Below are 23,212 nucleotides of genomic sequence, written 5' to 3' on the forward strand. Positions count from 1 at the left end.
CGCCAGGAGCGGCCAAGACTGCTTGTTCATGAACCACCGGCTGGTGATCTCGCCCAGCCTGCCGGAGTGGCCGGCCATCGCACTCGGTGCTGGACGGTTCTCCGGGCCTTGGCAGTCAGAGGTGCTCTGGTCTGTTGACCGCGGTCAACACGAAGGTCGGACTCGCGTGCGTGCACGAGGAGGGGGCCCAGCCGAAGCCCACCTGCTCCCGCTCCTGATCGAGAAGCGGTGGGCACTCAGAGTGGGTCGTGCTGCAGCAAGCGAGGATCACGGCTTGTTAACCGCGGTCAACAAGCCAAAGAGCTGCTGTTTCTCTACGGCTTCTGCCGCCGCCACGCTCCCCTAGTTCGCTCAGAACCTGGTGCCTGACCTGCATTGCGCAATCTGCGCAATCGCGGTTTTCTCTTGGCGCGTCTGGGGTGCCGCCGGGTTCGAGCTCAGGCGCGGGATGGCGGCAGCGACTGCCGACCGCTGTGGCCGCGTGTCTCAGTCCCGCGTGCCCGTGAGCTCGGCGAGCGCACGGTCCATGTCGACATGAAGGCTCTCGGTTCCCGGGGGCACGAGCGCGTCGGTCCGCCTCAGGAACGCGGCGACCACGGAGGCCGCGATGTCGATCAGCGCCGTGCCGGCGGCCGATCTCAGGACGATGCGCACGGAGTCGGGACGACAGCGCGGCAGAGGGATCGCCATCACGCCCCCGGTACCGGTGGGCCGGTGAAGGCCCACCGCGAGCAGTGAGCGGGCGAACACCCAGTCGACGGGTCTCGTCGCAGGCCCTCCGATGGACAGCCGCACGGCGTAGGGGTCGGTGATGTCGTAGTGCAGCTCTGCGGGCAGCGATGCGGGCATCTCGGCGGGGACGCTGACGTGCGCCACGGCCGTGTACTTCCGTGCGACATGGCCGCCTACGGAACTGGCCGTGAAAACTCGACCGCGCAAGTCGATTCCGCTCTCCGGATCTGAAGGCCAGCCAGGCAGGTCGCAGTCGTACAACACAGTCCCCGCCCAAGGCGGACATGCGTGTTCCATGGAAGATCACTCAACCAGGCCCCTCGTTCGACCTGCCCCCCCGGTGAGGCGTTGAGATACAGCTACTTAGACGTCGTCTCAGTTGGTACAGCGGCGATAGCAGATGAGGGTGCTCGCGATGCCTACGAAGGCGAGGAAGTGCTCGGCCTTGCGTTCGTAGCGACGGTGCAGACGGCGGCACCCATTGAGCCAGGACATGGTTCGTTCAATGACCCAGCGATGGCGACCCAGGCGGTTGGAGGGTTCGATGCCTCGTCGGGCGATGCGAGGGGTGATCTGGCGGCGGCGAAGCCACGCCCGCAAATGGTCGAAATCGTATCCCTTGTCTGCGTGCAGCTTGGCCGGACGGCGACGTCTCGGTCCGTAACGAGAGCGGATCGGCGGAATGCCGCGCATCAGCGGGATCAGGGCCTGGCTGTCGTGCAGGTTGGCACCGGAGACGCCCACTGAGATCGGTAGGCCGTTGCGGTCACAGATGACGTGAATCTTCGACCCGAGCTTGCCGCGGTCGGTCGGACTCGGTCCGGTCAAAGGGCCGCCCTTCACCGCCCGAACACTCGCCGAGTCGATCGCGCACCGGGTCCAGTCCAGCTCGCCGTCCGCACCGAGCCTATCCAGCACCACCCGGTGCAACTTCGCCCACACTCGAGCCTTGGACCATCCAGCCAAACGCCGGTGGACCGTCTGCCAGGAGGCGCCGAAGACCGGTGGCAACTGCCGCCAAGTGCAGCCTGACGTGGCGACGAAGAAAATCGCTGCCAGGACTGCCCGATCGTCACACCGCCGTCGCCCACCCCCTTGGGCACGCGTCGGCGCCTCTGGCGCCACATCCTGGAAGAGCTCCCACAGTCCATCCGGCATGCTCAACTATGCCCATGCCAGAGCAACGAGCCATGGGCCCACCAAGGCACCGCTTACCCAGGTGCCTGCCCCCTCACGATCCAGCATCCCTTGCCTGTTTCCGGCCGGCTCACCGCATAGGTCCGTTCTCACCCGACCGAAGTCAGGGGACCTATCCGTGGTGCCAGACCTCAGCCGGGGTGATGTCCCAAGAGGTGCCCGCGATTCCCGCCGTGTTGAAGAACGAAGCCCAACTCACGACCGCGTCGCCCGCGCGCTGTGCCCCTCGATCGAACTCGAAGCCATGCAAGTTGAGGTCGCCCCCAAGGCAGAAGCAAATGCCCAAGTCCCGCTCCAGCGCATGTGCCTCCATCTCCGCGTCCAGCTCGGACGGCACACGGCCTATGAGGCGCAGCCCCTGAAAGATGACTTGGGGGCCACACAGCCCATCAACGAGCACACACGTCAAGCCCACGCCTTCCACGAAGTAGCACTTCACCGCAGGTCGAGTGTCCGATTCAGACCTGCGGAGCTCGACCCGCCACTGGGCGCGCTGAGGGTTCCAGCGCTCGATCTCGCTCTCCGCAGCTGAAAATCCATGTTCCGCCATGGTCTTCACGACCTCGTGGCGATTGGTGCCGAAACTCAGCGGTCCAAGAGTTTGGCGAGGCACGTACCCCCACTGTTCCCGCTCCGTGTCCGCAAGCACCACCCAGTAGTCCGTGTTCACCGCCTGATGATCGTTCATGCGAAGCCTTCGAGACAACCTGGCCCAAGAAAGGCACCTTGGGGCCTTGGCCCGCTTCCGGCTCTGCTCCGTTCGCCTCCAACTGAGACGACCTCTTAAACAGTGGCGGAGCGCGTGTTGTCCGCGGCCAACACGCGGCCGCGCCTCAATCCCGCCAGGCCCGCAGGTGCATCGCGATACGTGCGGCTGTGCATTTCGGGTCGTACAGCTCATGCGCCAGTGCCGACAGCTGCTCCCGTGTCGGCGCCACAGGAACGCCACTTGCCTCGAGGTACACGCGACGGCGCAGGCCACGCTCAGGTTGGACTGCTCCAGCCAGCGCAGCCGCTCCAAGGTGTGCACCAGGGCTGCGGCCCTGGCGAACGCACCCTGGTAGACGGGGGTCTCCAGCAGCTGGGCTTGATGGCGGGCGACGGCGGCTAGGGGGACTCCCAGATCTTCGGGGGCCGGATCGTGGTGGCCGGCGCGTCCGGCTACTTCGAGGATCCAGGAGAGGTCTATGTGCAGGGACATGCTCACGCAGCGGCACTCCGGCTGGATGCGGGGGAGTGCCGCACGTCGAGGTCCTTCTCCAGGGCATCGAGTTAAAGCGCTTGCTCAGTACCCGGTCTGTCCAGAGTCCGAGTCTGTGATCCAGCGCCCTTCGGCGGTGTCGTGCACGTACGCCGGCCTCCCCCTGGTCCCGCTCGTGCGGAACGGCTTCCCGCCGTCCGTGATCCGCACCATCCCCGTACGGCCCCCGGCGCTCCACTCCAGCTCCAGGTACCAGCGGCAGTCGCAGCCCGCCGTCCGCGCGGAGACCAGCAGCTCCTCGGGGTCGGAGGAGGTGACCTTGTACGGGAAGGAGACGGCCGGGATCTTCCGGACCTTTGCGCCGGAGGCGTCAAGGCCGTCGACCGGCCTCGCGAGCGGGCGCGGCCGGTCGAGGTCCACGGCGAAGTGGCGCGGGGTGACGGCGCCGCCACAGCCGTTGTCCATCCGGTACGCGTTCCACGGCAGCGGCGCGGCGCGGTCGACCACGCGCACGTGCAGGGCATGGAGGACGACGGCGTCGGACGGCGACCGGCCCCGGACCGTGATCCGCACCAGCGGCTCCCCGCCGTGCACGGCACCGTGCGTCCCGGCCCACGCTCCGGAGTCGGCCGCGACCGGCGGGGGGGCGACCGCGCGGGGGGCCCGGTCCACGAGGTAGGTGTGCCCGCAGCCGCCCTCCCAGAGCTGGGAACCGATGCTCCAGGTGAAGGGGAGGGGGGCCGCGGTCCGCCCCGGAGCGGGGGAAGCGGGGGCGGAAGCCGTACGGGTGGGGTGGCCGAGCAGGGCGGCGGCGAGGGCGAGCACGACGAGGGCGACGGCGGCGGCGAGGAGGAGGGGAGCGGGGGCGCCACGACGGGGGCGGGCGCGGGGCGCCTCCGGCGCGGTCGGGTTCGGGGCGGGGCCGGGGCCCGGTTCCGGCGCGGCCGACACGGCTGGCACAGGCGTGGGCGCGGGCGAGGCCGCTCGGCGGCGGGCGCGGTCCGCCTCCGTCCAGGCCGCCTCCAGGGCCCGCCGTTCCTCCTCGTCCGCCCCGCACAGCAGGGCGAGGCGGTCGACCACGGCGAACACCTCCGGGACGGTCGCGCCCGAGCAGTAGCGGTGGAGGGTGGACGCGCTGACGCTCAGCCGCCGGCCCAGCGCCTCGTAACTCCTCCCGTCCCGCGCCTTCAGCGCGTGCACGAGCCCCGCGAACTCCTCGACGGCGGCGTCCTTCGGCATTCCATCCCCCTCGACCCTGCGTCCCATCCTTCACGTCCTTGCACGTCAGCGGGGGTGGAATGGTTCCGGGACGGCTGGTGGGCGCGTGATCGTTGCAGCCGGCGGGCGCTGGCCCCACGCTGGTTGAGCACTGACCGAACGAACGACCCGACGGGGGATCCACCACCATGAACAAGCTCCGCACCGCACTCGCCACCGCAGCCGCTGCCGCACTGGGCCTCGCGGCCCTCGCCACAGCCCCGGCGCAGGCCGCTGCCCAGCCCGCCTTCCTCGCCGCCTCCCAGATGCCGCCGTCGTCGACGCCGTGGACCGCCACCCAGGTCTTCACCGGCGTCCCGGAGAACGGCGGCGTCCTCTGCGCCCCGTACAAGATCCCGGCGCAGAACACCCGCTACCGCGAGTTCAGCACCGAGCTCGACACCAACGGCGTCCAGGTCACCACCGTCGCCCGTACCGAGGCCGACGCCGTGAAGCTGGTCGACACCCTCCGCGCGGCCCTCGTCGGCTGCGGCCCCCTGCTGGAGCAGCAGAACCCGGGCCTGCAGGCCGTCAGCGCCTCCCACGGCAAGCTCGCCGTCGAGGAGGGCGCCTGGGTCTACAGCCTGGACACCGCCGACCCGCAGATCGGCATCTCCGACATCCACCTGTTCTCCGTCGGCCGCGACGGCCGCACCGTCACCCTCGTCCGCTGGGGCCAGATGGGCGACCTCGAGGACGCCCCGCTGACCGCCTTCCGCACCACGACGAAGACCGCTGTCAACAAGCTCCACTGACCCGAGGGCTCCCCCGAGGGCTGACCACAGCTCGTCAGCGGCGCGGCCGGAACCCGGGCGCGCCGCTGTCGTGCCAACCTGCTCCGCCGGCGGCGACCACTTCCTGGCCTTCACCAGCATCGCCTGCACCCTCATCTGCTCACGCAGACTCGCTTGCCATCCCAGCGGCCCTGGCGCCGGATGAGTCCCTTTCGCCGTTCAGGCCCCATCTGGACTCCACCGCAGGTCAGAGGGGTACGAAGGTTTCGTGAAGGCATCGCCACCGGTGTCGTATCCGCCACGTGCCCCCACGGACGTGACCGTGCCTCTGCGTCTGAGATCCGTCTCGTCAATCCCCCGGACCCCAACATCCCACGAAGGTACGTTGGCAATCATGGCCACCCAGATCTTCACCTTGCTCGGCGTCCTCATAGGCGCTCTGACGTCCTACTTTGCAACGACCATGGCTGAACGTGCCAAGTTTCGCCGGGAGATGGCCACACGATGGGACGAGCGGAAGCTTGACACGTACATCGACTACTTGACGTGCATCAAAGAAATCCAAAGGGCCGCCATGGCTGCCGGGCGGGCCCGCGACGAAGGAGCGGACGCGGCTGAGGCGTTGAGCGATATGGAGGAGAGCGAGAACAGAAGATCGGTTCTCTTCGAGACCTTTGTCCTCCTGAGCGACGAGAGGGCTGCTACCGCCGCTCACACGGTCAATCAGCGGACGTGGGAACTACTGAGAACGACCCGGAACCCATCCAGCGGTGTGGCTGAACTCCGGCCGATTCCCTTGGTGGAAGCGCTCAACGTGCTTCACGAAGCAGCGCGATCAGATTTGACCATATCGAGCAGCATCCCCGACCGGTGAAGTCTGCGCGTGCGATGCGACCGGCCCTCGACCACGTCATGGTCGAGGGCCGCTGGACGAATCATGGAATCCCGGTGTCGACGGCCGCCCGCATGATCTGCGAGAGCACCCGGTAGGCCTGTCTGATCCGCGACGCGCTGAGACCGCGCGTCTTCATCGCCCCGACCCATTCGACGATGGTGTTCGGTCGGAGGCTGGACAGCTCACGATCACCGAGCGCCGGAACCGTCAGCGAGTTGATCAGGGATCGATACGATGCCTGTCTCTTGTGCTTGAGCTGCGGGGAGACGGCGGTGAGCCATCGTGCCGACCAGTCGCGGACGGTGGTCTTTGCCTCGGCTGGATCGAGCCAGTGGCCCTCCTCCACCTCGGTGCGCTTCAGTGCCAGCCACGATCGGCGTTCGTGGTTGTCGCGAACGTTTGAGCAGCGGCACGCAGCACGCCATCAGGACCCGGGTATCGAGCCTGGAACCGGCCGGACGGCAGCTTACGGATTCTGTCGAACGCGCGGAGGGACTTGTGTTTGCCGGCCATCAGCCAGCCTTCTGGTACGGGTACGCCGACGCGGGCCGCAGGATGGTCGGCGCTACCGTGTGGGCACCGACGTACTCCTCCACGGCGCTCTCGGGGCTGCGGACGTGTCGGCCGACCTTGACGAACGTAATGCGGCGTTCCTCGATGAGCCGGCGCGGGAAGAGGTGAGCAGTTGGTCGGGCACGGTCATTACTCTCCCTCGTCGGCGGTGCGCCCCTTCAGTGCATCGCGGGCGGTCTCGCGGTTGGTCTGGAGGGTGGGGCGGGCGCGTGCTCTTGGGTCCGTCTCAGGCGTCGCGGCGGCGTAGTACCTGGTGCCCGACCGCGGTGACGACCACAGACCACAGCAAGAGGAAGAAGAAGGCGGTCTCCGGTCCGTACGGGCTGGCGTCGGCGTTCATGAAGTGGGTGCCAGCCGAGTTCGGCATCCGGTCTGAGAGCCAGACCAGCGGGGACATGTCGGACGCCTGCAGGATCACAGGCATCACGGTGAGGCCGACGAAGACGATGGTCAGTGTGCCTGCGGCGCTGCGTACGGCGACGGCGACGGCGACGGTCAGCATGCTGATGAGGGCGAGGTAGATGCCCATGCGCAGTGAGGTGCTCAGGACTGCGGCGCCGTCCACGATCGCTTTGTCGCCGAGCGTGACTGCCGACACTCCGGCGCCGATGAGACAGAGCACGATGCCGCCGACGAAGCTGACGGCGCCCGCGACGAGGTTCTTGGCGGCGAGCATCTGTCCGCGCTTGGGCACCGCCTGGAGCGTGGTACGCATGCTGCCGGAGGTGTACTCGGCCGTGATTACCAGCATCGACAGGGCGATCAGGGCGAATTCGGCGACGTACACCGTGTTGACCGCGACTTCGCCGATCTTGACGCCTGCGCTGTTCTTCTTGTTGTTCGCCATCGTGGAGCCGATGATCGGCGAGGTGAGGAGCATCAGCAGACCGCCGCCGAGCAGGCTCCACCATGTGGACCTGACCGACCAGAGCTTGGTCCACTCGGCTGCCACGGCGCCGGGCAGTCCGCCGCCGGACGCCTGTGCCGCATCGGACACGGCGGTTGGATGGGGTGTTGTAGTCATGACCGTTCTTCCTGTTCAGGTGAGGAGGCGCGGGCACTCATTGGCGCGGCGCGGAGTACGGGGTGTACTGCGGCGTGGGCGCCACCGCGGCGGATGAGGGGCCAAGGACGCGGGCCGGGAGGGGCCGCCTGCGCAAGGTGATGACCAGAGATGTGCCGGGCACGGCCAAAGCAAGTAGCACAAGTGGGGGGAGGAGCAGGCCGGCGGCGACGTCGCGCAGGTAGTGGACGCCTACATAGACCCGGGAAAACGACCAGGGACGCCACCGGCAGCAGCAGTATGCCCACTAGGCGCCAGGTGACGAGCAGGGCGGCCGCTGAGGCGGCGGCGATCACCGGGTGGTTGCTGGGGAAGGCCAGTCGCCGGTGGCCGGGCATTCGGCGAAAGGCCGCACTCCGGGGATGTCGCGACAGGTCCGTTCCTCGTGCAGCCAGATCTTGATGATCTCGCTGAGGACGTAGAAAGCGGCCACGGCGAGGGGGCGAGTAGTGCGTAGGCCATGGTGCGGTCGTCGCCCTTGCGGGCGTGCCACCACTGGTAGGCGAGAATGACGACGAAGAGCAGGAGGCCGCCCTCCGTGAACAGTTCGCCGAAGGACTGCTGCCAGCCGGGGGTGCCGGCCGTCCACTCGGTGAGGTCCCGGTACACGCCGACGCCGTAGCCGGGCCCGGCCTTGGCCAGGAATACGGGGGTGGTGGTCATGCGCGGCCTCCGTTGACGTCGTCGGACCGCAGGGGGCGCGAGGCAGGGGTTCCGTACTCGACGCTGTCGGCCGTCAGTTCCATGTAGGCCTGCTCCAGGGAAGCCTCGACGGTGCGCACCTCGTGCAGCCGTACGCCCAGTTCGTAGGCGAGGTCGGAGACCTGCTCGACACCGAGTCCGCTGATGTGCAGTTCGTTGGCGCTCTCCCAGCGGACGGCTACCCGCCATTCAGTCAGCCGGACCACCAGGCGCTCCAGGGCCAGGGTCTCGGGACCGCGGGCCCGCACGGCGTTGAGGGAGCTGGCGTCGATGAGTTGCTTGACCGAGGTTTCGGTGATCAGCCGTCCCTTGCCGATGATGACCAGCTGGTCGGCTGTGAGCTGCATTTCGCTCATGAGGTGGCTGGAGACGAAGACAGTGCGGCCTTCGGCGGCCAGGCCCCGAATCAGTCCGCGGATCCAGCGCACTCCGTCCGGGTCGAGGCCGTTGACCGGCTCGTCGAACATCACGATGTTCGGGTTGCCGAGGAGTGCGCCCGCGATGCCGAGGCGCTGGCTCATGCCGAGCGAGAAGGAACCGGCGCGGTGTCCGGCGACGGAGGCGAGGCCGACGGTGTCCAGGACCTTGTCGACCCGGCGCAGCGGGATACCGTTCGTCTGGGCCAGTGCCTTGAGGTGGGCGCGGGCGCTACGGCTGGGGTGCACGGCCTTGGCATCGAGCAGTGCGCCGATCTCCCGCAGCGGGTGCTTAAGCTGATCGTAGGGTCGGCCGTTGACCAGTGCGTGACCCTGGGTGGGCCGGTCAAGACCCATGATCATGCGCATGGTGGTGGACTTGCCCGCACCGTTGGGACCAAGGAAGCCGGTGACCCGGCCCGCCGGGATCGTCAAGGAGAGGCGATCCACCGCGGCACGGTCCCCGTACCGCTTGGTCAGCTCCTGCAGCGTGATCATCCGCGCGCTCCCTGCTTCTTCACGTTCATCGTCACGCCACTGAACGTAAGGGCGGAGCAGGGGCATCCGCAGTGCACGAAGGGCAACCATCACCCCTTACTTTAGTCAGGATTTTGGCTCGGACCTTCGACAAGTGCCCCGGCAACCCTTGCCTATCGGCTTGAAGTCCCGCCGCCGGGCAAGACATCAATGCAGGCAAGAAGATCGTCGGCCGTAAACGGAGAATCGTCCGCACCGATCAATTCCGGGTCTCTTCCCCTGGGCCCACTCGCTCGACATTCGTCACTCAGAGTGCATGCTCCACTGAAAGTGAGCCAGAACCGCGGCGGAAAGGGGTTCTCGCGGAGCAGGCGGGTTTCGACTTCGTCGAGATCAGGCAGGCACGTGAACTGGTGCAGGCGAAGGCCGAAGGCAAAGAATCACGGCTGCAGAAGCCACCCCGCTGCGCTTGCGGACTCACGTCAGACCGTGCGGTGCGGGTTTCTGCTTCCCGCCCCCGTCAGTGAGAGCCATCTCTCGAGGGGCCGCAGGTGGGATAGGGAGCCCGTGTCGGCGTATCTACCCTCTGGTAGAGGGGGCCGCAGCCGCGATTCGAGACGGCGGTCCTGACCTTCCTCATCCCTTGGCCGGTGGTCCACCGGGTAATCCTGGTACTCGACCTGTACGGCGTCGTCCTCGTGCTGGCCCTGCACGCCGCCTGCGTCACCCGGCCGCACGTCGTGCGCCCCGACGGTTTTCTGCGGATCCGCTACGGAGCCCTCTTCGACCTCGCCGTAAACCAATCAACCCGCCTGCAGACCGCTCGTATCGACGTCAACATTGAACGGGGCGGGAAGGTGTACTGGCGTTCCGAAGGGGTGTGGTCCGTCGACCCGTGTGTAGCCGAGCCGTCCAGGCTCTGAAAACAAGGTGACGCTACCTTCAATGCGGTCAACGAGGAGATAGAGCGGTGCACCGTATTCCGCGTACCTCCGGCGCTTCACTACTCGATCAGTCTCAGCGTTCGACTCTGAGGTCACCTCGACGATGAGCAGCGTCTGATCCGGTAGCAGCGCGCCGCCACCCCTTGCGAGGTCCTCAGGAACGACCGCGATGTCAGGAACGTACCAGTTCGATGACCCAGGCAGATCGAGGTTTCCGGAGCCCTCGACGCATCCGAGCTCGTCAACCCGGTCCTCGATCTGCCGGCGCACAAGTTTGGCGGCACGCTCGTGGTCCCAGGTCGGTGACACGGTTTCAATGATCCCCTCAATGATCTGAACGCGGTCTCCACGAATGTGTTGCACGGCGAACTTCAGAGCACGTTCGACGTCGATTCCTTGGCTGTAGTCCGGCGCACTCGTCATAGTCCCGCTTCCGTTCCTTTACGCGACTGAGCTATGCAGCATCATGCCCGCACATGGACCTCCGCACGGGCATGCCGGTGATCCTGGAACCGTTGAGGAACGGTTCTGGTCCGCGCCCCCAGGGACCATCCCCGCGCGGGGAGGACGCTGGCCAGGATCACCGGGCGGCCCGGGCGACCGGAAGACCCCCCGTCGGCGGGGAGGACTTATTCTGGGACCCCAGGAAACGCAGGTCAGGGCTTCTCGCCGAGCGCGGCGCGCAGCCAGTCGAGAGACCCCTGCCCGAGGAGTTCGTCAGCCAGCCGCTTCCCGGTCTCCGTGACCAGGCGCCCCCTGCTGTTGTCGATCCAGCGCTGCGCGTTCTCGTAGCCCTGAGCCTTGTACTCGATGCCTTGCAGCATGCACTCCAACTTGTCGGCGTCGCGGGCACAGATCGCCTCGGGCGACTCCTTCGCCTCGTACTCGGCGACCAGGTCGCGGACGGCCGAGGACAAAACCTCGGGCATGCCCGCCGTCTGGTCGGCGGTGACGTCCTGCGGGTCACCGGCAGGCGCGTACTTCTTACCCAGGTGGTTGACGTCCCCGGTGCGGGTCTCCTGGGTGTCGTGCCACACGGCGAGGAACGCGGCTTGTGCTGGGTCGGCACCTTCCAGCTTGGCGATGATCGACGCGATCAGCGAGGTGCGCCACGAGTGCTCGGCCACGCTTTCCGGATCGCTGACCCCTGCCATCCACCAGCCGGTGCGCCGCGTGTTTTTGAGCGTGCCGGCCTCGTACAGGAAGCGCCCTACTGCGGCCAGGTCGTCAGCCACGCCCGTCTCCTCTCACGCCTCAGCAAGGCGGATTGCGTACCGGATGCCCTCCAGCTCCCGGCGCGCCTGCGCCGACAGCTCCCGGTCATCCAACATCACGGGGAGCGCTGCGCGTAGCTCGTTACCGATCACGGTTCCTGGACGGAGCAGGTTGGGGCGGGCGGCGAGCAGCGCCCACAGGGTGTGGACGTTCAGGTCGAAGAAGCCGTGGTTCGGGGTGAGGCCTCGCACCAGGTGGTGCATCAGCTTGTCGCCGGGCCACGGGCCGGGGTTCGCGTCGGCGATGAAGTCGTCGGACAGCTGGAGGTGTGGGGCCTCGCCGATCCAGTAGGCCCAGTAGTTGAGGTTCGCCGCCTCGCCTGCGTCGTCGTCGGTGAGCGTCGTCTGGATGAAGTGGCTCATCCGGTCTCGGTCGCCCTGTCTGGTAGCGACGGCTGCGACGGAACGGGAGTTGAGCCAGCTTGTGAGCCAGCCGTCCGGGCGCTCGGTGCGTTGCTGCTGGGCGAGCCACGCGGAGGTGTCGGGCGCGTCGTCATACCCGGCCAGGTAGAGGGCTTGGCGGCGTAGCAGGAAGCGGTCCTCGCCGCGCGCCTGCTCGGCGGTCTGGCGCATGCGGGAGAAGAAGCGGCGCCGGTCGTGGGCCGGGAGCTCCGGCCCGCGCGGCACGGGGCCGCGTCGCGGTCGCGGCGGCTCGGGCAGGGTTCGCAGCGGGGTGGGGGTCACACCGTTGAGCGGCCAGGAGAGGACCTCGACCAGGTCGCGCTGCATGACCCATGCGCCCATCGGGCTGTCCTCGGCGGGGACATCCTCGTCGAGGGCGCCGGCCAGCAGTACGTCCGCTTCCATGGCCCGCTCCAGAGCTAGGAGCAGGGCGGGTGCACTGCCCAGCTGCAGGAGCTGGTGGCGGTACATGAGCATCTGCCCGACCGGCACAGCAGTCAGGGGCCGGCGCCCGGATTCCCAGCCCGCAACGGTGTCGGGCGAGACCCGGAACCGCTCGGCGAGCGCGTCCTGGGTGTGGCCCAGCTGCTCACGGATCAGCCGGAAGACGTACCCGGACACGATGCCGCCGCGGGCCCGCTGCTGTGTTCCCTGACCGCCGGTCAGGGTGGTGCGTGAGCTCGCGTCCATGGCGTCCCCCTTGCCTGTCGACCGATGCCGGACACCCGTACCCGCGGTCAGTTCAAGCGGCGGCCCCCGCTCCCTACCGTCGTAGGTGCAGTGATGACCAGGCAACTCAGGGTAGTGGAAAGGGGCGTCGTCGTGACGATGACGATGAAGGTGTACGAAGTGAACCGCGACGGCGGAATCCGGGTGCTGCAGCCGGAGGCCGAGGTGGTCCTCCTCGAACGGCCCGAATCCACCGACCGGTTCCCGCCTTGCGAGTGCGCACAGTGCAAGGAGCGGCCGTGACTCCCGCCCGGGAGCTGCCCCCGCTCGACGAACTCACGTGGGACCAGATGGCAGGCCGGGCCTGTGTCTGGTGCAAGAGCCTGCTCACCACGGGCGCCGTGTCCGTCGGCACGATCTGCGACCGCGACGGCGCCCACGTCCTCGACACCGAGGTCTGGGCCTGCCCGCCCTGCGACGCAGGCGAGAAGCCCTACCAAGACTCCCGCCCGGCCGCCGGTTCCCTGGAAGGACAGCGGCCGGGCGGGCGGATCCCCAACCAGAAGAAGGAGATCACCATGAGCGTATTACCTGTCATCGCCCGCGCGCTCATCACCGACGCGCAGTTCACCAGCTGCTGCATCACTGTGATGGACGCCAACCCGGACATGTCCGAGGAGATGGCCGGCCGCATCGTGGAGGACAGCCTCAAGTTCGTGGCCGCCTGCGCGCAGAACCCGGCCACGGGGCTGGCCCCGTCGCGGATCGTGGACGAGGGGTGGCACGCCCTGATCCTGCACACCGCCACGTACGCCGAGCTGTGCGAGAGGCTCGGATCCTTCGTGCACCACTTCCCGGGGTACGACCCCACGAACTACGACCCGCCGATCATCGACCGCACGCGCGAGACGATCGCGGCCCTCGGCTACCCGGCAGACGAGGAGCTGTGGGGGCCGCCGTCGGACGAGACCCTCGTGTCCGTGGCTGCGAAGTGCCAGCACGCCCCAGACTGCACCATCGTCATCACGCCGAAGCCCAAGCCTGGCGCCAGCGGAGCGGTAGCCTGATGGGAGGAGGTGCCCCCATGGCGCAGGAATGGATCGACCCGCGATACGCCGACCTGGTCGCAGCGTGGGAGGCCGGGCAGGCACCCGACTCCCGTGACCCGCAGGAGCCGCGAGGCGTGAGGGGTTTCGTCGTCCCGGCAGAGCCTGAGACACCGCAGCGCTGAGCACCAGGAGCCCCGGCCGCATGCTGTGGCCGGGGCTTCCTCACGTCCGGACGAGGTCGGCGAGTTCCACACCAAGGGCGTCAGCCAGGAAAAGCAGATCGGTGTACCTGGGGTCTCTCCCCTGCTTCGTACCGCTGGATGGTGCGGCGCTCTACGCCGACAGGGTTGCCAAGGTGTTCCGGGACATGCGGGCGGAAAGTCGGGCGGCGACGAGGCGAGAGAAGGTGCTTCCGGTGCCCCGGGCGAAGGCCGTGCTGTCCCGTCCGGCGGATGCCGAGTGCCCGGACCTGCGGGTCTGGCCGGCTGCCGACGTGTTGGCGATCTTCCGTTTTCATGCTGACGATGAAGTCGACTTCGACGTCGACCTGCGCGAGTTGCAGCGCCAGGATCGACTTGATGTGTTCTGCGGCTTTCTTCGGGAGATCGGGCGGCGGCTGGGCAAGCCGGTGCTCATGGACTCGGAAGGCGACTGTGGCCATCCAGTGCTCGGCTTTGATGTCGAGGCCGATCAAGTCGTTCTTCTCGCTGGCCTGCAGGTCCGGTGACTTCGGCCGACCGGTTGCGGTTCGTAGAAGGCCCAACTGCCTGAGCGGCGAGGGCGCCGCGGGTTCCGGGATTGATGAGGCGTTGGCTTTCCACCGCCACCCGGCTCGGTCATTGTCGGTGCCCTCCGCCATGATCGGACGCATGAACGAGATCACCAATACGGCAGCGCCCCGAGCTCCTCGTACGTGGAACGGGTTCGCCGCATCCGCTGCCATGCAGGGGTTCGTTGGGGCCTCGGGCTGCTGGGACACAGACTCCTTCGCCGGTATCAGGACCATCGGCTGCTACATCGACGGCAGTTGGGCACCCGAGCCGGGCGGACGGGAGGTCCGTCCGCCCGCAGCGGGCAGCTGGACGGAACTGATAGGCCGGCCGGGCGCACTCGCCCTGCGCGCGGCCGCCCCTGCGACCAGGCCGGAACGCCGCGAGGTGCTGCTCGACTTCCTGGACATGTGGGCGGACACCCCGTTCGCCGACCCGGCCTTTCTCTTCCGGCTGGGCCGGCTCGCCGGAGAGACCTCGTTCACCGTCCGCGACCACCAGGGCGCGTCCTTTGGTCTGCACCTGCCGGCCGCGCGCCGGACCCTCTACTTCGAGGCCGTGCTCCCCGGCGGCGAAGCGGCCCCGCGCCCCGAGGAGCCGCTCTACGTCGTGGACTGCCACCGAGGTTGGGGCACCCCCGACCAGCTGCTGCGGCTGGTCGAGCTAGTCCACGAGCGCGGCCCGATACCCTGGGACGCGGACGCGGCTATCGCTCTGAGCGAGGCGACAGGCCTGAGTCGTCCCGCCGCTGCCCTCGTCCTGGCTGGCAACCCCGGTGCCGGCGGCTATTACACGCCTTTCCTGGACGAGCACGAGTGTGCCCTGTACGGCTTCAAGGCCGGCGAACTCGAATCGGCACGCGACGAGCTTTCGATGCTGCACGACGACGAGCGGCTCGCCTTGCTCGCCGACGTTCTTCCCTCCGACCCCGCGGACCTGTGGGAGTCCGGCGGTCTCGCCCGCGTCGCGGAGCGCATCGCCGCGGTCTGGGTGGAGCAGCACGGCGCCCGGGCGCACACGCCTTGGAGCACCTGGCAGGCCGCGGTCACCCTGGGCACCGAGATGCCGGCGGCCCACCTGTGCCATCTGCTTCTGGACCCGGCGAACGCTACCCTGCCGCCCGGCTTCTACCTGCGGATCTGGCCCTGCCCGCCCGAACACCGCCACCTGCGCACCGCGTGGGACGTCATGGGCCGCTACGACGCGGAGACCGTCGCGGACGCCTTCTTCGCCAGCCTGCCGTGGGCGTACGCGGACCTCCCGGCCGGAGACCCCGTACGTAACGGTGCGCCGGAAGCCGTCCGGCACCTGCGCAAGGTACTGGCTGGCGGCGACTCACCGGCCCGGGTCCTCTACGCCGGTGTGATTCGCGGCAGCCGGGGGAGTCAGCGCTGGGACTGGCTGACCGACGGTACCTGCGACCGCGTCATAGCCCGCATCACCTCCGGCGACCTGCCTCCGGGCCGCTACGAGTCCGACCCGCGCGCCTGCGTTCCCGACCTGCTCGCCGACGTCGCCCACACCCTCGACCTGTCCGAGGACGCCGCCGCCCTGTACCTCCAGCTCCTGCTGCTCCCCGTGCCCTCAGACCGTAACGTGCGGCGCTGGAACGCCTGGAAACCAACCCGTCACAAGGCAGCCTCCGCAGAACTGTCGGCGCGCGGCCTGGTGGTGGAGGACCGCCGGGCCCGAGCGGGACGCTCGCTCTTCCTGCCCGGCCCGTGGGCGCACGCCAAGAAGCCGCTACCGCCCATGGAGTCCTGGAAAGCGCCCCTGATTGGCGCGCAGCTGAGCACGGACGGGACCGAGGTGAGGGACTTCGAGCTACTCCCCGGCACGCTCCCCGAACTGTTCACCGAAGCCTGGCGGCTGGTCCGCAAGGGAGAAGGCCCGACGGCCTGACGGCGCTTTCTAGGGGTCGTCGCAACACGTGGTCGGTTGATCAGGCCGCGAGCAGTTTATGCGGGCGCTCGGCTGGGGTTTGCCAGCCGAGCGTTTTGCGTGGGCGGCCGTCATTCTTTGCCGCGCAGGCGGGCGATCTGTTGCCGGGAGAGCTCGACGGTGCGCCGCATGTGCCGGTGCAGCAGGGCGCGCTCGTCTTCGGTGTAGTCGGCGAACATCGCCCGCCATCCCTGGCCCAGCTCGGACCACAGTTCCATGAGATCCCGCATCGCCTCCGGCACGGGCTCCACCCGGACCCGGCGGCGGTCGGTCTTGTCGCGGTGCCGGACCACGTAGCCGGCCTTCTCGAGGCGGTCGACCAGCCGGGTCGCCGAGCCGCTGGTCAGGCCGGTGAGTTCGGCGATCCGGCCCGTGGTGAACGGGCCTGGCTCGGTCGTCAGCAGGTTGAGGCACTGGACGTCGGTGGGGTGCAGCTTGAGATGGTCCGCGACTGTCTGGTTGAACATGACGTAGGACGCCAGGTAGCGGCGGGACTCCTGCTGGAGATCGTCGATCAGCATGCACACCCTCGCTAAATATCTGCGTAACGCAGTGACTGTGTCGTACGGTAACCGCATGACGAAGGAATCCTACCGGCCCGTGGTGGCCGTCGCCGGAGCGACCGGCGCCCAAGGCGGCGCAGCCGCCCGCTCGCTGCTCGATCAAGGCTTCCAGGTCCGCGCCCTCACCCGCACTCCCGACTCGGCTGCCGCACACGCGCTGAGGGGCCTCGGCGCCGAGGTGCACGCGGCGGACTTCGACGACAGCAAGTCGCTGGAGGCGGCCCTGAAAGGCGCCGACAGATTGTTCGCGATGTCCACGCCATTCGGCTCGGACCCGGAGGCCGAGGTCCGGCAGGGCATCGACTTGCTTCAGGCCGCCCGTGGTGTCGGGCACATAGTGTTCACCTCGGCCGCGCACGCCGACCGCGGCACGGGCATTCCGCACTTCGAGAGCAAGTACCGCATCGAGCGGCACCTGCGAGGGCTGGGTGTGCCGTGGACGATCCTCGGTCCGGCCGTGTTCATGGACAACTACACGGTCGAGTGGTCGCTCGAGGGTCTGCGTGAAGGCCGGTTCGTGCTGCCGATGCCGGCCGACCGGCCGCTGACGCTGATTCCCGCGCGGGACATCGGTGCATTCGCAGCCCATGTTCTTGCGCGGCCGCAGGAGTTCGCGGGCCGGCGCATCGACATCGCTTCCGACAAGCTGACCTGCCTGGAGATCGCGGAAGCCCTGACCGACGTATGCGGCCGGCCGATCGTCTTCGAGCGGCTGCCGATCGCCCACGTCGAGGCGTTCTCGGCCGATCTCGCTGCGATGTTCCGCTACTTCACCGAGGTCGGCCTCGATGTGGACGTGGACGCACTGCGGCGCGACTTTCCGGAGATCGGCTGGCAGCGCTTCGGCACCTGGGCGGCCAAGCGCACCTGGCCGGTCAGCTGAGTCCGCGCGGTCAGCACCTAGTCGGACTCAGGCTGCGAGCAGCTTGTGCAGGCGCTCGGCTGGGGTTTCCCAGCCGAGCGTTTTGCGTGGGCCGTTGAGTTCGGCGGCGACGGCGGCCAGGTGCTCACGGGTGTGGACCGACAGGTCGGTGCTCTTGGGAAAGTACTGCCGCAGCAGGCCGTTCGTGTTTTCGTTCGAGCCGCGCTGCCAGGGGCTGGCCGGATCACAGAAGTAGACGGGGATGTCGGTGGCGATCGTGAACTCGCGGTGGCGGCCCATCTCGCTGCCCTGGTCCCAGGTGAGCGAGCGTTTCAGGGGGGACGACAGCGTCTGCACGGCCTGCACCAGCGCGTCGCGGACCAGCTCGGTGCCCCGGCCATTGGGCAGGTGCGGGAGCATCACGTAGCGGGTGGCACGCTCGACCAGGGTGCCGATGGCGGAAGCGCCGTCCTTGCCGATGATCAGATCACCCTCCCAGTGGCCGGGCACGGCCCGGGCCTCCGCCTCGGCCGGCCGTTCACTGATCATCACCATCGGGTCGCGGAAGCGGGGCTGCCGCTGCTGAGCCTGACGGCGGGGCTTGCGTCGCACGCGGCCCGTGCGCAGGGCTTGGGCCAGTTTGCGGCGCAGTTCACCGCGGTCCTGGACATAGAGGGCCTGGTAGACGGTCTCGTGGACCACGTGCATCTCCGGCCGTCGGGGGAAGCGGGCGCGCAGAGCCTGGCAGATCTGCTCCGGACTCCACCGTCGGTCCAGGTGATTCTGGATGAAGTCCCGCAGCTCGGGGTTCTGGCCGATCTTCCCCGGCTTCGGTCGGGGCCGGCGTGCGTCGGCGTGGGCCTGAGCTGCGTGCGGGCGGTAATGCCACTGACCCCGGGTCCCGACCGTCCGGTTGCGGCGTACCTCTCTGCTGATGGTCGAGGGACTGTGGCCCAGTTCAGCGGCTATCGCACGGATCGTGGCCTTCTCCCGCAGCCGGTCGGCGATGTAGATCCGGTCGTCCTCGCGCAGGTACCGGGAGACGCCAGAAGGCGGCACCGCCGGTCGAACCGGGGTTGCCGCCTTCTGCTTACGGTCGGCGTTGCGACCGTTGCGCCATCGTCATCTCGCAGTGTCATCCGTGGCTTTGCCTGCCGCGCTTGTAGCAGTCCAGGCGGAAGCGGTGTTGGGGTGCTCTCCTGAATGCTGGATCTACCTCGTCGACAGCGGAGTGCTGATCGAGTTCCAGGACGGGGAGGGATTCACGGCAGGAAGGTGTTGAACTGACGCCGCTGTCGACGCGGGTGGGGGATCCCGGTGAGCAGGTCTCTCCCACCTCTGACCACGGGATGGGGGAGCCCAACGAGCTCCATCATTCGTAAGCTGGATATGGCTCATGCAGGGTACGGCCGTCTCACCAGTAGTTCGGACAAGGCAGGAGCCGATGGTGCGGAGCGGCATGCAGTGGTGGTACCTGCGGCGGCACGTGGGGCACGTGGACCTTTGCGCCATGGCCCGGTCCAGGGCGGCCTCGTTCGACGTGGCCGCGTCGGCCATGCTGTGGGAGTGAACAAGGTTCTGCCGTGTGTGTGCTGTGGTCATCTGGTGCTTGGATCGGTCGGCTTGTATGAGATCTGTCCAGTGTGCTTCTGGGAGGACGATCTGCTTCAGCTCCGCTGGCCGACGATGGCAGGCGGGGCTAACAGCACGTCGCTGGTGCAGGCGCAGCTGAACTACCAGGTATTCGGCGCGTGCGACGAGAACGGCCGACGGCATGTTCGGCCTGCGCTTCCCGACGAATCTGTAGATCCTGCTTGGCGTCCGATCGACCTGACGCAGGATTCATTCGAGGACGGGAAGAGCGACGAACGAGCCCCGTGGCCGCAGGACACTTCAGTGTTGTGCTGGTGGCTTCCCACATTCTGGAGGCGGGAGCAGCCGCTGCCTCCGTAGTGACCGGGGCCGCCAGGCTCGGGTGGGGTCGATAGCGAAGCGCTCGGGGTGAGCGGCGCCCTGTGCGTCGCCATCCTCCGTCTGACCAGTCAGCAGCGTTAGTCGGCGGCGACTTCCTGAATCCTGCAGGGCATCGCAAGTTACTGGCCGTACCCGCAGAATCTGCCAGTAACTGCGGACAACTCACCGCACGGATAAAGCTCGGCAAAGGGGCCCTCACCTCCCCACTTGCACTCTTCATAGCAGACACAGCATGAAGGAACCCGCGTGAACTCCGGTTTCGATGGTCGTGGACAGACCGGTCGCGTATAGGTCGACGTCGACCACAGCCCTCACTGGGCCAATCCTCGCGCTCATGACGCGTCCCGGGCGCCGGGCAGCCGGCGGTGGGGCGGGAGCGGGTGGCGGGGGCCGGGCAGGATCGGCCGTGGGCGGCCGGTGTGTTTGGAGGGACACGGGGCAGGAACCATGACGATCACTCCTCTGGGGGTGAAAAGGGCGCGCCGGTACCTGGGGAGGTCGAGGCGCGCCCTTCCGCGTTGAGCGGAGCGGTCTCCCGTCGGTCGCCGGAAGGTTGGCGGGAGCGGGATCAATTGCGGCGCGCGGCTAGTCAGGGCGCTGGTGTTGCGAGTAGGCCGAGCACCGGGCAGGGCGTCGGGCCAGCGCTGGAGTGGGTGCACGTTGTTTGGGATGCCGTCTGCGGGCGGGGCCGGGAGGTGAATCTGGGGTCGGACGTCGACGGTGGGGGCGTGGTGTGGACGTGGACGAAAGCGGAGGGCCGCAGGGTCCAGCCGTGCAGGGCGAGGGTGGAGGCTGCGGTCCAGGCCAGGACGGTGATGCCGGTGGCGATGGTGCGGCTGTCAGTGGGGGCGGTGGCCCAGGTCATGGCGATGGTAGCGGCGCCCCACAGGGTCCAGGTGAGGCGGGCGCCGATCATGGAGACCAGCCGCCGTCAGGCCGAAGAGGCCGGTGACCTGCCAGAGGGTGTAGATGGTTGAGCCGCTGATCGTGAGTGAGGCGGAGTGGGTGGCGATGTAGGTGCGGACGGGTGGTCGATGACGCCCCAGACGCCGGTGGTGGTGTCGGTGCCGACCTGGACGTCGTGTGCGGCGGTGAGCAAGTACTGGATCGCGTTGGCCAGAACGTCGGTCACCCCTCCAGCAGCAGGATCGCGAGGCAGATCCCGGCGAGGCCGAGCACCGCTTTGATCCAGTGGGCCATGCCGTGCCAGCCACCCTTCGGGGCGCGGCGCAGGTCCTCCCACCGCTGATGCGGCACACCGCCCTTGCTCCAGGTGGTGGCCCACCAGGTGCGGACAGCGGTGAAGCGGGAGGTCCTCTTCGGCCGGGGCTGCTCGGGGGCCTTCGGTGCGGTGGTGTTGTTGAGCGCGGGCATGGTGGGAGGCTCCTTGTGGGCATCGGGTGGTGCGCAGGCCGGGCGGCCTGGCCGCACCCGAGGCCGCGGGCGCGGTTCGGGGGCGGACCAGCAGCCTCATCACCCAGGCCGAGGACGCCGGGCTCGCCCGGGTCGCGGAGAAAGACCGCCGCACCCTCGGCAAACTCGACAAGATCATCAGCGCTCTCGAAGGAACCACTGAGAACCAGATCGTCGTCGGCGGCCAGGTGGAGGACGTCGATGCCGCCAGCTGACAACACCGCCGCTCTTGCCGAGGCCACCCGACGCCGCAGCCAGCGCGCCCGAACCAACGCCGAGAAGGCCATCTCAGCGGCCCAGCGCACCGGCAGCCACACCAGCTGCGCGGCGATCGCGAAGGAAGCGGGTGTTTCGAGGTCCTGGCTCTATACGCAGCAAGATCTCGTCACCTCCATCCGACAGCTGCAGAACCGACAGCCCTCTAACCAGCGGACCGGCTCGCAGCCCGCCTCGATTGCATCCATCCAGCGACGCCTGGACGTCGCGCTCGCGCGGATCAAGCAGCTACGGACTGAGAACAGCGACCTCTCCACCCGCCTAGAAATGGCGTACGGGGAGATCCGCAGGTTGCGCGGCATCTCCCACCCCGGCGGGCTTGAGCCTGAGAGGCAGGAGAACAACGTCCCTTCCTGAACTCCTCGCACCCCAGCCGGAAAATGACCGTCAGGTGACCGGGGCCCCTGCTACGGTGATCGGCATGAAGCGCGCTGCTATGACGACGACGCCGGAGAGTGTCCCGGCGCGCTGACAGACGACCTGATCCGAAGCCCCGGGGCAAGTGCCCCGGGGCTTCGTCGTAGGCCCGGTCACTTGCTCCGCAACCAGCAAGGAGACCGCGATGACCACCGTGCACGACCACCGCAAACTTGGCCGGGGACTGAACTTGTTCGACACCGACCCGCTGATCGGCGCCGGACTGCCCTACTGGCTACCCGACGGCGCGGCCGTGAGGCACACCCTGGAGGAGTACATCCGCGCCGCCGAGCGACGAGCGGGCTACCAGCACGTGTACTCACCGGTGCTCGGCAAGCGGGAGCTGTACGAGATCTCAGGACACTGGGCGAACTACAGCGACGACATGTTTCCCCCGATGGACATCGGCGGCGAGCAAGTCGTCCTGCGGCCGAGCCTGTGTCCTCACCATGCGGTCATCTACCGCTCCCGCTCCCACAGCTACCGCGAACTGCCCCTGCGAATGGCCGAACTTGGCGGTATGTACCGCTCCGAACTCTCCGGCGTGCTCGGCGGGCTGACCCGCGTCCGGGCCATCCAACTCAACGACGCGCACATCTTCTGCACTCTGGACCAGGTCGCCGAGGAGGCGCAGGCCGCGCTCGAGATGATCCGCCGTGCTTACGAGGCGCTCGGCATCACCGCGACCCGCTACCGGCTCTCCCTCCCGGGCCCCGGTGGCAAGTACGTTGCCGCGCCCGAGAAGTGGCAACGGTCCACTGGCCTGCTGACCGACGTCCTCGACCGCTCTGGCCTGTCCTACGAGGCGGCCGAGGGGGAGGCCGCGTTCTACGGCCCCAAGATCGACGTCCAGGTCACCGACGGCGCCGGCCGGGAGTCCACCCTGTCCACCGTCCAGGTCGACTTCCACCAGCCCGAACAGTTCGACCTGCACTACATCGGCGCGGACGGCGCCAAACACCGCCCGGTCATGGTCCACCGCAGCATCATCGGCAGTGTGGAGCGAGCCGTCGCTCATCTCATCGAACAACATGGCGGTGCCTTCCCCGCCTGGCTCGCCCCCACTCAACTCGCGATCCTCCCGATCTCCGACACCGAACTACCGAACGCCGCCGTGCTTGCCCAGCGATGCACCGACCTCGGACTGCGTACTGAAATCTCCGGTCCGGAACGCGGCAGTCTGGGCGCACGTATTCGAGAGGCCCGCTTGGTTCCCTACCAAGCCGTCATCGGCGCCAAGGAAGCCGCTGACAATCTCGTCGCAATGCGTCTGCGTGACGGTCGACGACTCAGCCCGCAGCCGGTCAGCGAAGTCCTGACCCACATCAGCACCCTCATCGATGCCCACAGCACCGAACTGTGGGACAGTGCGACCCGTTCATAGCAGACGAAGTCAACCTCGACGTCTCCC

General features: G+C 68.1%; 25 protein-coding genes and 4 pseudogenes. 13 read left to right on the plus strand and 16 right to left on the minus strand.

Translation table 11 applies throughout. From position 1 onward, the window contains the following. Nucleotides 1–486: 486 nt before the first annotated feature. The 5 genes and pseudogenes from OG379_RS40695 to OG379_RS40715 all read right to left on the minus strand — a co-directional run bounded on the left by OG379_RS40695 (nt 487) and on the right by OG379_RS40715 (nt 4,369). Complete coding sequence (locus tag OG379_RS40695; protein WP_331735395.1) at nt 487–876, minus strand: SsgA family sporulation/cell division regulator; 390 nt, start codon at nt 874–876, stop codon at nt 487–489. A gap of 231 nt (nt 877–1,107) precedes the next feature. Beyond that, nucleotides 1,108–1,890, minus strand: a complete 783-nt coding sequence (locus tag OG379_RS40700) for an IS5 family transposase (RefSeq protein ID WP_331735398.1) — start codon at nt 1,888–1,890, stop codon at nt 1,108–1,110. Between the two features lie 151 nt (nt 1,891–2,041). Beyond that, the gene (locus tag OG379_RS40705; protein ID WP_331735401.1) at nt 2,042–2,617 is read right to left on the minus strand and encodes a hypothetical protein; all 576 of its coding nucleotides are present in this window, start codon (nt 2,615–2,617) and stop codon (nt 2,042–2,044) included. Between the two features lie 145 nt (nt 2,618–2,762). Beyond that, nucleotides 2,763–3,130 (minus strand): annotated as a pseudogene (locus tag OG379_RS40710) (fic family toxin-antitoxin system, toxin component). A gap of 84 nt (nt 3,131–3,214) precedes the next feature. Further along, nucleotides 3,215–4,369, minus strand: a complete 1,155-nt coding sequence (locus tag OG379_RS40715) for a helix-turn-helix transcriptional regulator (protein WP_331735404.1) — start codon at nt 4,367–4,369, stop codon at nt 3,215–3,217. Nucleotides 4,370–4,536: 167 nt separating this feature from the next. Here OG379_RS40715 and OG379_RS40720 point away from each other — a divergent pair, with 167 nt between their 5' ends. Together OG379_RS40720 and OG379_RS40725 are read left to right on the plus strand one after the other, a co-directional pair. Further along, nucleotides 4,537–5,142 carry a hypothetical protein gene (locus OG379_RS40720; RefSeq protein ID WP_331735406.1) on the plus strand — a complete coding sequence of 202 codons (606 nt, stop codon included), beginning with the start codon at nt 4,537–4,539 and terminating at the stop codon, nt 5,140–5,142. A gap of 373 nt (nt 5,143–5,515) precedes the next feature. Continuing rightward, nucleotides 5,516–5,995, plus strand: a complete 480-nt coding sequence (locus tag OG379_RS40725; RefSeq protein WP_331735409.1) for a hypothetical protein — start codon at nt 5,516–5,518, stop codon at nt 5,993–5,995. Nucleotides 5,996–6,071: 76 nt separating this feature from the next. Here OG379_RS40725 and OG379_RS40730 read toward each other — a convergent pair. The 4 genes and pseudogenes from OG379_RS40730 to OG379_RS40745 form a co-directional block, all read right to left on the minus strand. Then, nucleotides 6,072–6,529, minus strand: a pseudogene (locus OG379_RS40730) (site-specific integrase); the annotation flags it as partial. After that, nucleotides 6,529–6,690, minus strand: a pseudogene (locus OG379_RS40735) (excisionase family DNA-binding protein); the annotation flags it as partial. The pseudogenes OG379_RS40735 and OG379_RS40730, both read right to left, overlap by 1 nt. 125 nt (nt 6,691–6,815) lie before the next feature. Beyond that, nucleotides 6,816–7,613: an ABC transporter permease subunit gene (locus tag OG379_RS40740; protein ID WP_331735412.1), complete on the minus strand. Its 798-nt coding sequence runs from the start codon at nt 7,611–7,613 to the stop codon at nt 6,816–6,818. 698 nt (nt 7,614–8,311) lie between these two features. After that, on the minus strand, nt 8,312–9,268 hold the full coding sequence (locus OG379_RS40745) for an ABC transporter ATP-binding protein (RefSeq protein WP_331735688.1): 957 nt from the start codon (nt 9,266–9,268) through the stop codon (nt 8,312–8,314). 593 nt (nt 9,269–9,861) lie between these two features. Here OG379_RS40745 and OG379_RS40750 point away from each other — a divergent pair. Next, nucleotides 9,862–10,048 (plus strand): annotated as a pseudogene (locus OG379_RS40750) (hypothetical protein); the annotation flags it as partial. Nucleotides 10,049–10,050: 2 nt separating this feature from the next. Here OG379_RS40750 and OG379_RS40755 read toward each other — a convergent pair. The 3 genes from OG379_RS40755 to OG379_RS40765 form a co-directional block, all read right to left on the minus strand. After that, nucleotides 10,051–10,614 carry a Uma2 family endonuclease gene (locus OG379_RS40755; RefSeq protein WP_331735419.1) on the minus strand — a complete coding sequence of 188 codons (564 nt, stop codon included), beginning with the start codon at nt 10,612–10,614 and terminating at the stop codon, nt 10,051–10,053. Nucleotides 10,615–10,847: 233 nt separating this feature from the next. Next, entirely contained in the window at nt 10,848–11,426 is a 579-nt protein-coding gene (locus tag OG379_RS40760; protein WP_331735422.1) for an HD domain-containing protein, read from the minus strand. A gap of 12 nt (nt 11,427–11,438) precedes the next feature. Then, nucleotides 11,439–12,557, minus strand: a complete 1,119-nt coding sequence (locus tag OG379_RS40765; protein WP_331735425.1) for a helix-turn-helix transcriptional regulator — start codon at nt 12,555–12,557, stop codon at nt 11,439–11,441. Between the two features lie 132 nt (nt 12,558–12,689). Here OG379_RS40765 and OG379_RS40770 point away from each other — a divergent pair, with 132 nt between their 5' ends. The 5 genes from OG379_RS40770 (at nt 12,690) to OG379_RS40790 (ending at nt 16,257) form a co-directional block, all read left to right on the plus strand. Continuing rightward, nucleotides 12,690–12,839, plus strand: a complete 150-nt coding sequence (locus tag OG379_RS40770; RefSeq protein WP_405669077.1) for a hypothetical protein — start codon at nt 12,690–12,692, stop codon at nt 12,837–12,839. Beyond that, nucleotides 12,836–13,603 (plus strand): hypothetical protein, encoded by a 768-nt coding sequence (locus OG379_RS40775; protein WP_331735430.1) that lies wholly within the window; start codon nt 12,836–12,838, stop codon nt 13,601–13,603. Before OG379_RS40770 ends, OG379_RS40775 begins: the two co-directional genes overlap by 4 nt. A gap of 17 nt (nt 13,604–13,620) precedes the next feature. Beyond that, nucleotides 13,621–13,767: a hypothetical protein gene (locus OG379_RS40780; RefSeq protein ID WP_331735432.1), complete on the plus strand. Its 147-nt coding sequence runs from the start codon at nt 13,621–13,623 to the stop codon at nt 13,765–13,767. Between the two features lie 101 nt (nt 13,768–13,868). Further along, nucleotides 13,869–14,312, plus strand: a complete 444-nt coding sequence (locus OG379_RS40785) for a hypothetical protein (RefSeq protein ID WP_331735690.1) — start codon at nt 13,869–13,871, stop codon at nt 14,310–14,312. A gap of 142 nt (nt 14,313–14,454) precedes the next feature. Further along, on the plus strand, nt 14,455–16,257 hold the full coding sequence (locus tag OG379_RS40790) for a hypothetical protein (protein ID WP_405669000.1): 1,803 nt from the start codon (nt 14,455–14,457) through the stop codon (nt 16,255–16,257). A 110-nt stretch (nt 16,258–16,367) separates the two neighbouring features. On the opposite strand, the gene OG379_RS40795 is transcribed toward OG379_RS40790, so the two are convergent. Then, nucleotides 16,368–16,817 carry a MarR family transcriptional regulator gene (locus OG379_RS40795; protein WP_331735435.1) on the minus strand — a complete coding sequence of 150 codons (450 nt, stop codon included), beginning with the start codon at nt 16,815–16,817 and terminating at the stop codon, nt 16,368–16,370. A 55-nt stretch (nt 16,818–16,872) separates the two neighbouring features. On the opposite strand from OG379_RS40795, the gene OG379_RS40800 reads away from it, so the two are divergent. After that, the gene (locus OG379_RS40800; RefSeq protein ID WP_405669002.1) at nt 16,873–17,742 is read left to right on the plus strand and encodes an NmrA/HSCARG family protein; all 870 of its coding nucleotides are present in this window, start codon (nt 16,873–16,875) and stop codon (nt 17,740–17,742) included. Between the two features lie 27 nt (nt 17,743–17,769). On the opposite strand, the gene OG379_RS40805 is transcribed toward OG379_RS40800, so the two are convergent. Beyond that, nucleotides 17,770–18,780: an IS30 family transposase gene (locus OG379_RS40805; RefSeq protein WP_331735441.1), complete on the minus strand. Its 1,011-nt coding sequence runs from the start codon at nt 18,778–18,780 to the stop codon at nt 17,770–17,772. A gap of 528 nt (nt 18,781–19,308) precedes the next feature. Here OG379_RS40805 and OG379_RS40810 point away from each other — a divergent pair. Then, entirely contained in the window at nt 19,309–19,674 is a 366-nt protein-coding gene (locus OG379_RS40810) for a CPCC family cysteine-rich protein (RefSeq protein WP_405669072.1), read from the plus strand. A 610-nt stretch (nt 19,675–20,284) separates the two neighbouring features. On the opposite strand, the gene OG379_RS40815 is transcribed toward OG379_RS40810, so the two are convergent. Next, nucleotides 20,285–20,611, minus strand: coding sequence for a hypothetical protein (locus tag OG379_RS40815; protein WP_331735443.1), 327 nt, complete (start codon nt 20,609–20,611; stop codon nt 20,285–20,287). A 212-nt stretch (nt 20,612–20,823) separates the two neighbouring features. Beyond that, entirely contained in the window at nt 20,824–21,069 is a 246-nt protein-coding gene (locus OG379_RS40820) for a hypothetical protein (RefSeq protein WP_331735446.1), read from the minus strand. A gap of 26 nt (nt 21,070–21,095) precedes the next feature. On the opposite strand from OG379_RS40820, the gene OG379_RS40825 reads away from it, so the two are divergent. The 3 genes from OG379_RS40825 to thrS all read left to right on the plus strand — a co-directional run bounded on the left by OG379_RS40825 (nt 21,096) and on the right by thrS (nt 23,185). After that, nucleotides 21,096–21,323 carry a hypothetical protein gene (locus OG379_RS40825; RefSeq protein ID WP_331735448.1) on the plus strand — a complete coding sequence of 76 codons (228 nt, stop codon included), beginning with the start codon at nt 21,096–21,098 and terminating at the stop codon, nt 21,321–21,323. Next, complete coding sequence (locus OG379_RS40830; RefSeq protein WP_331735450.1) at nt 21,310–21,741, plus strand: DUF6262 family protein; 432 nt, start codon at nt 21,310–21,312, stop codon at nt 21,739–21,741. The genes OG379_RS40825 and OG379_RS40830 overlap by 14 nt, the downstream gene beginning before the upstream one ends. 214 nt (nt 21,742–21,955) lie before the next feature. Beyond that, nucleotides 21,956–23,185, plus strand: coding sequence for a threonine--tRNA ligase (gene thrS, locus OG379_RS40835; protein ID WP_331735694.1), 1,230 nt, complete (start codon nt 21,956–21,958; stop codon nt 23,183–23,185). Nucleotides 23,186–23,212: the final 27 nt, after the last annotated feature.

It is taken from the genome of Streptomyces sp. NBC_01166 (genome assembly GCF_045039765.1).
In the GTDB taxonomy this organism is placed as follows: Bacteria; Actinomycetota; Actinomycetes; order Streptomycetales; family Streptomycetaceae; genus Streptomyces.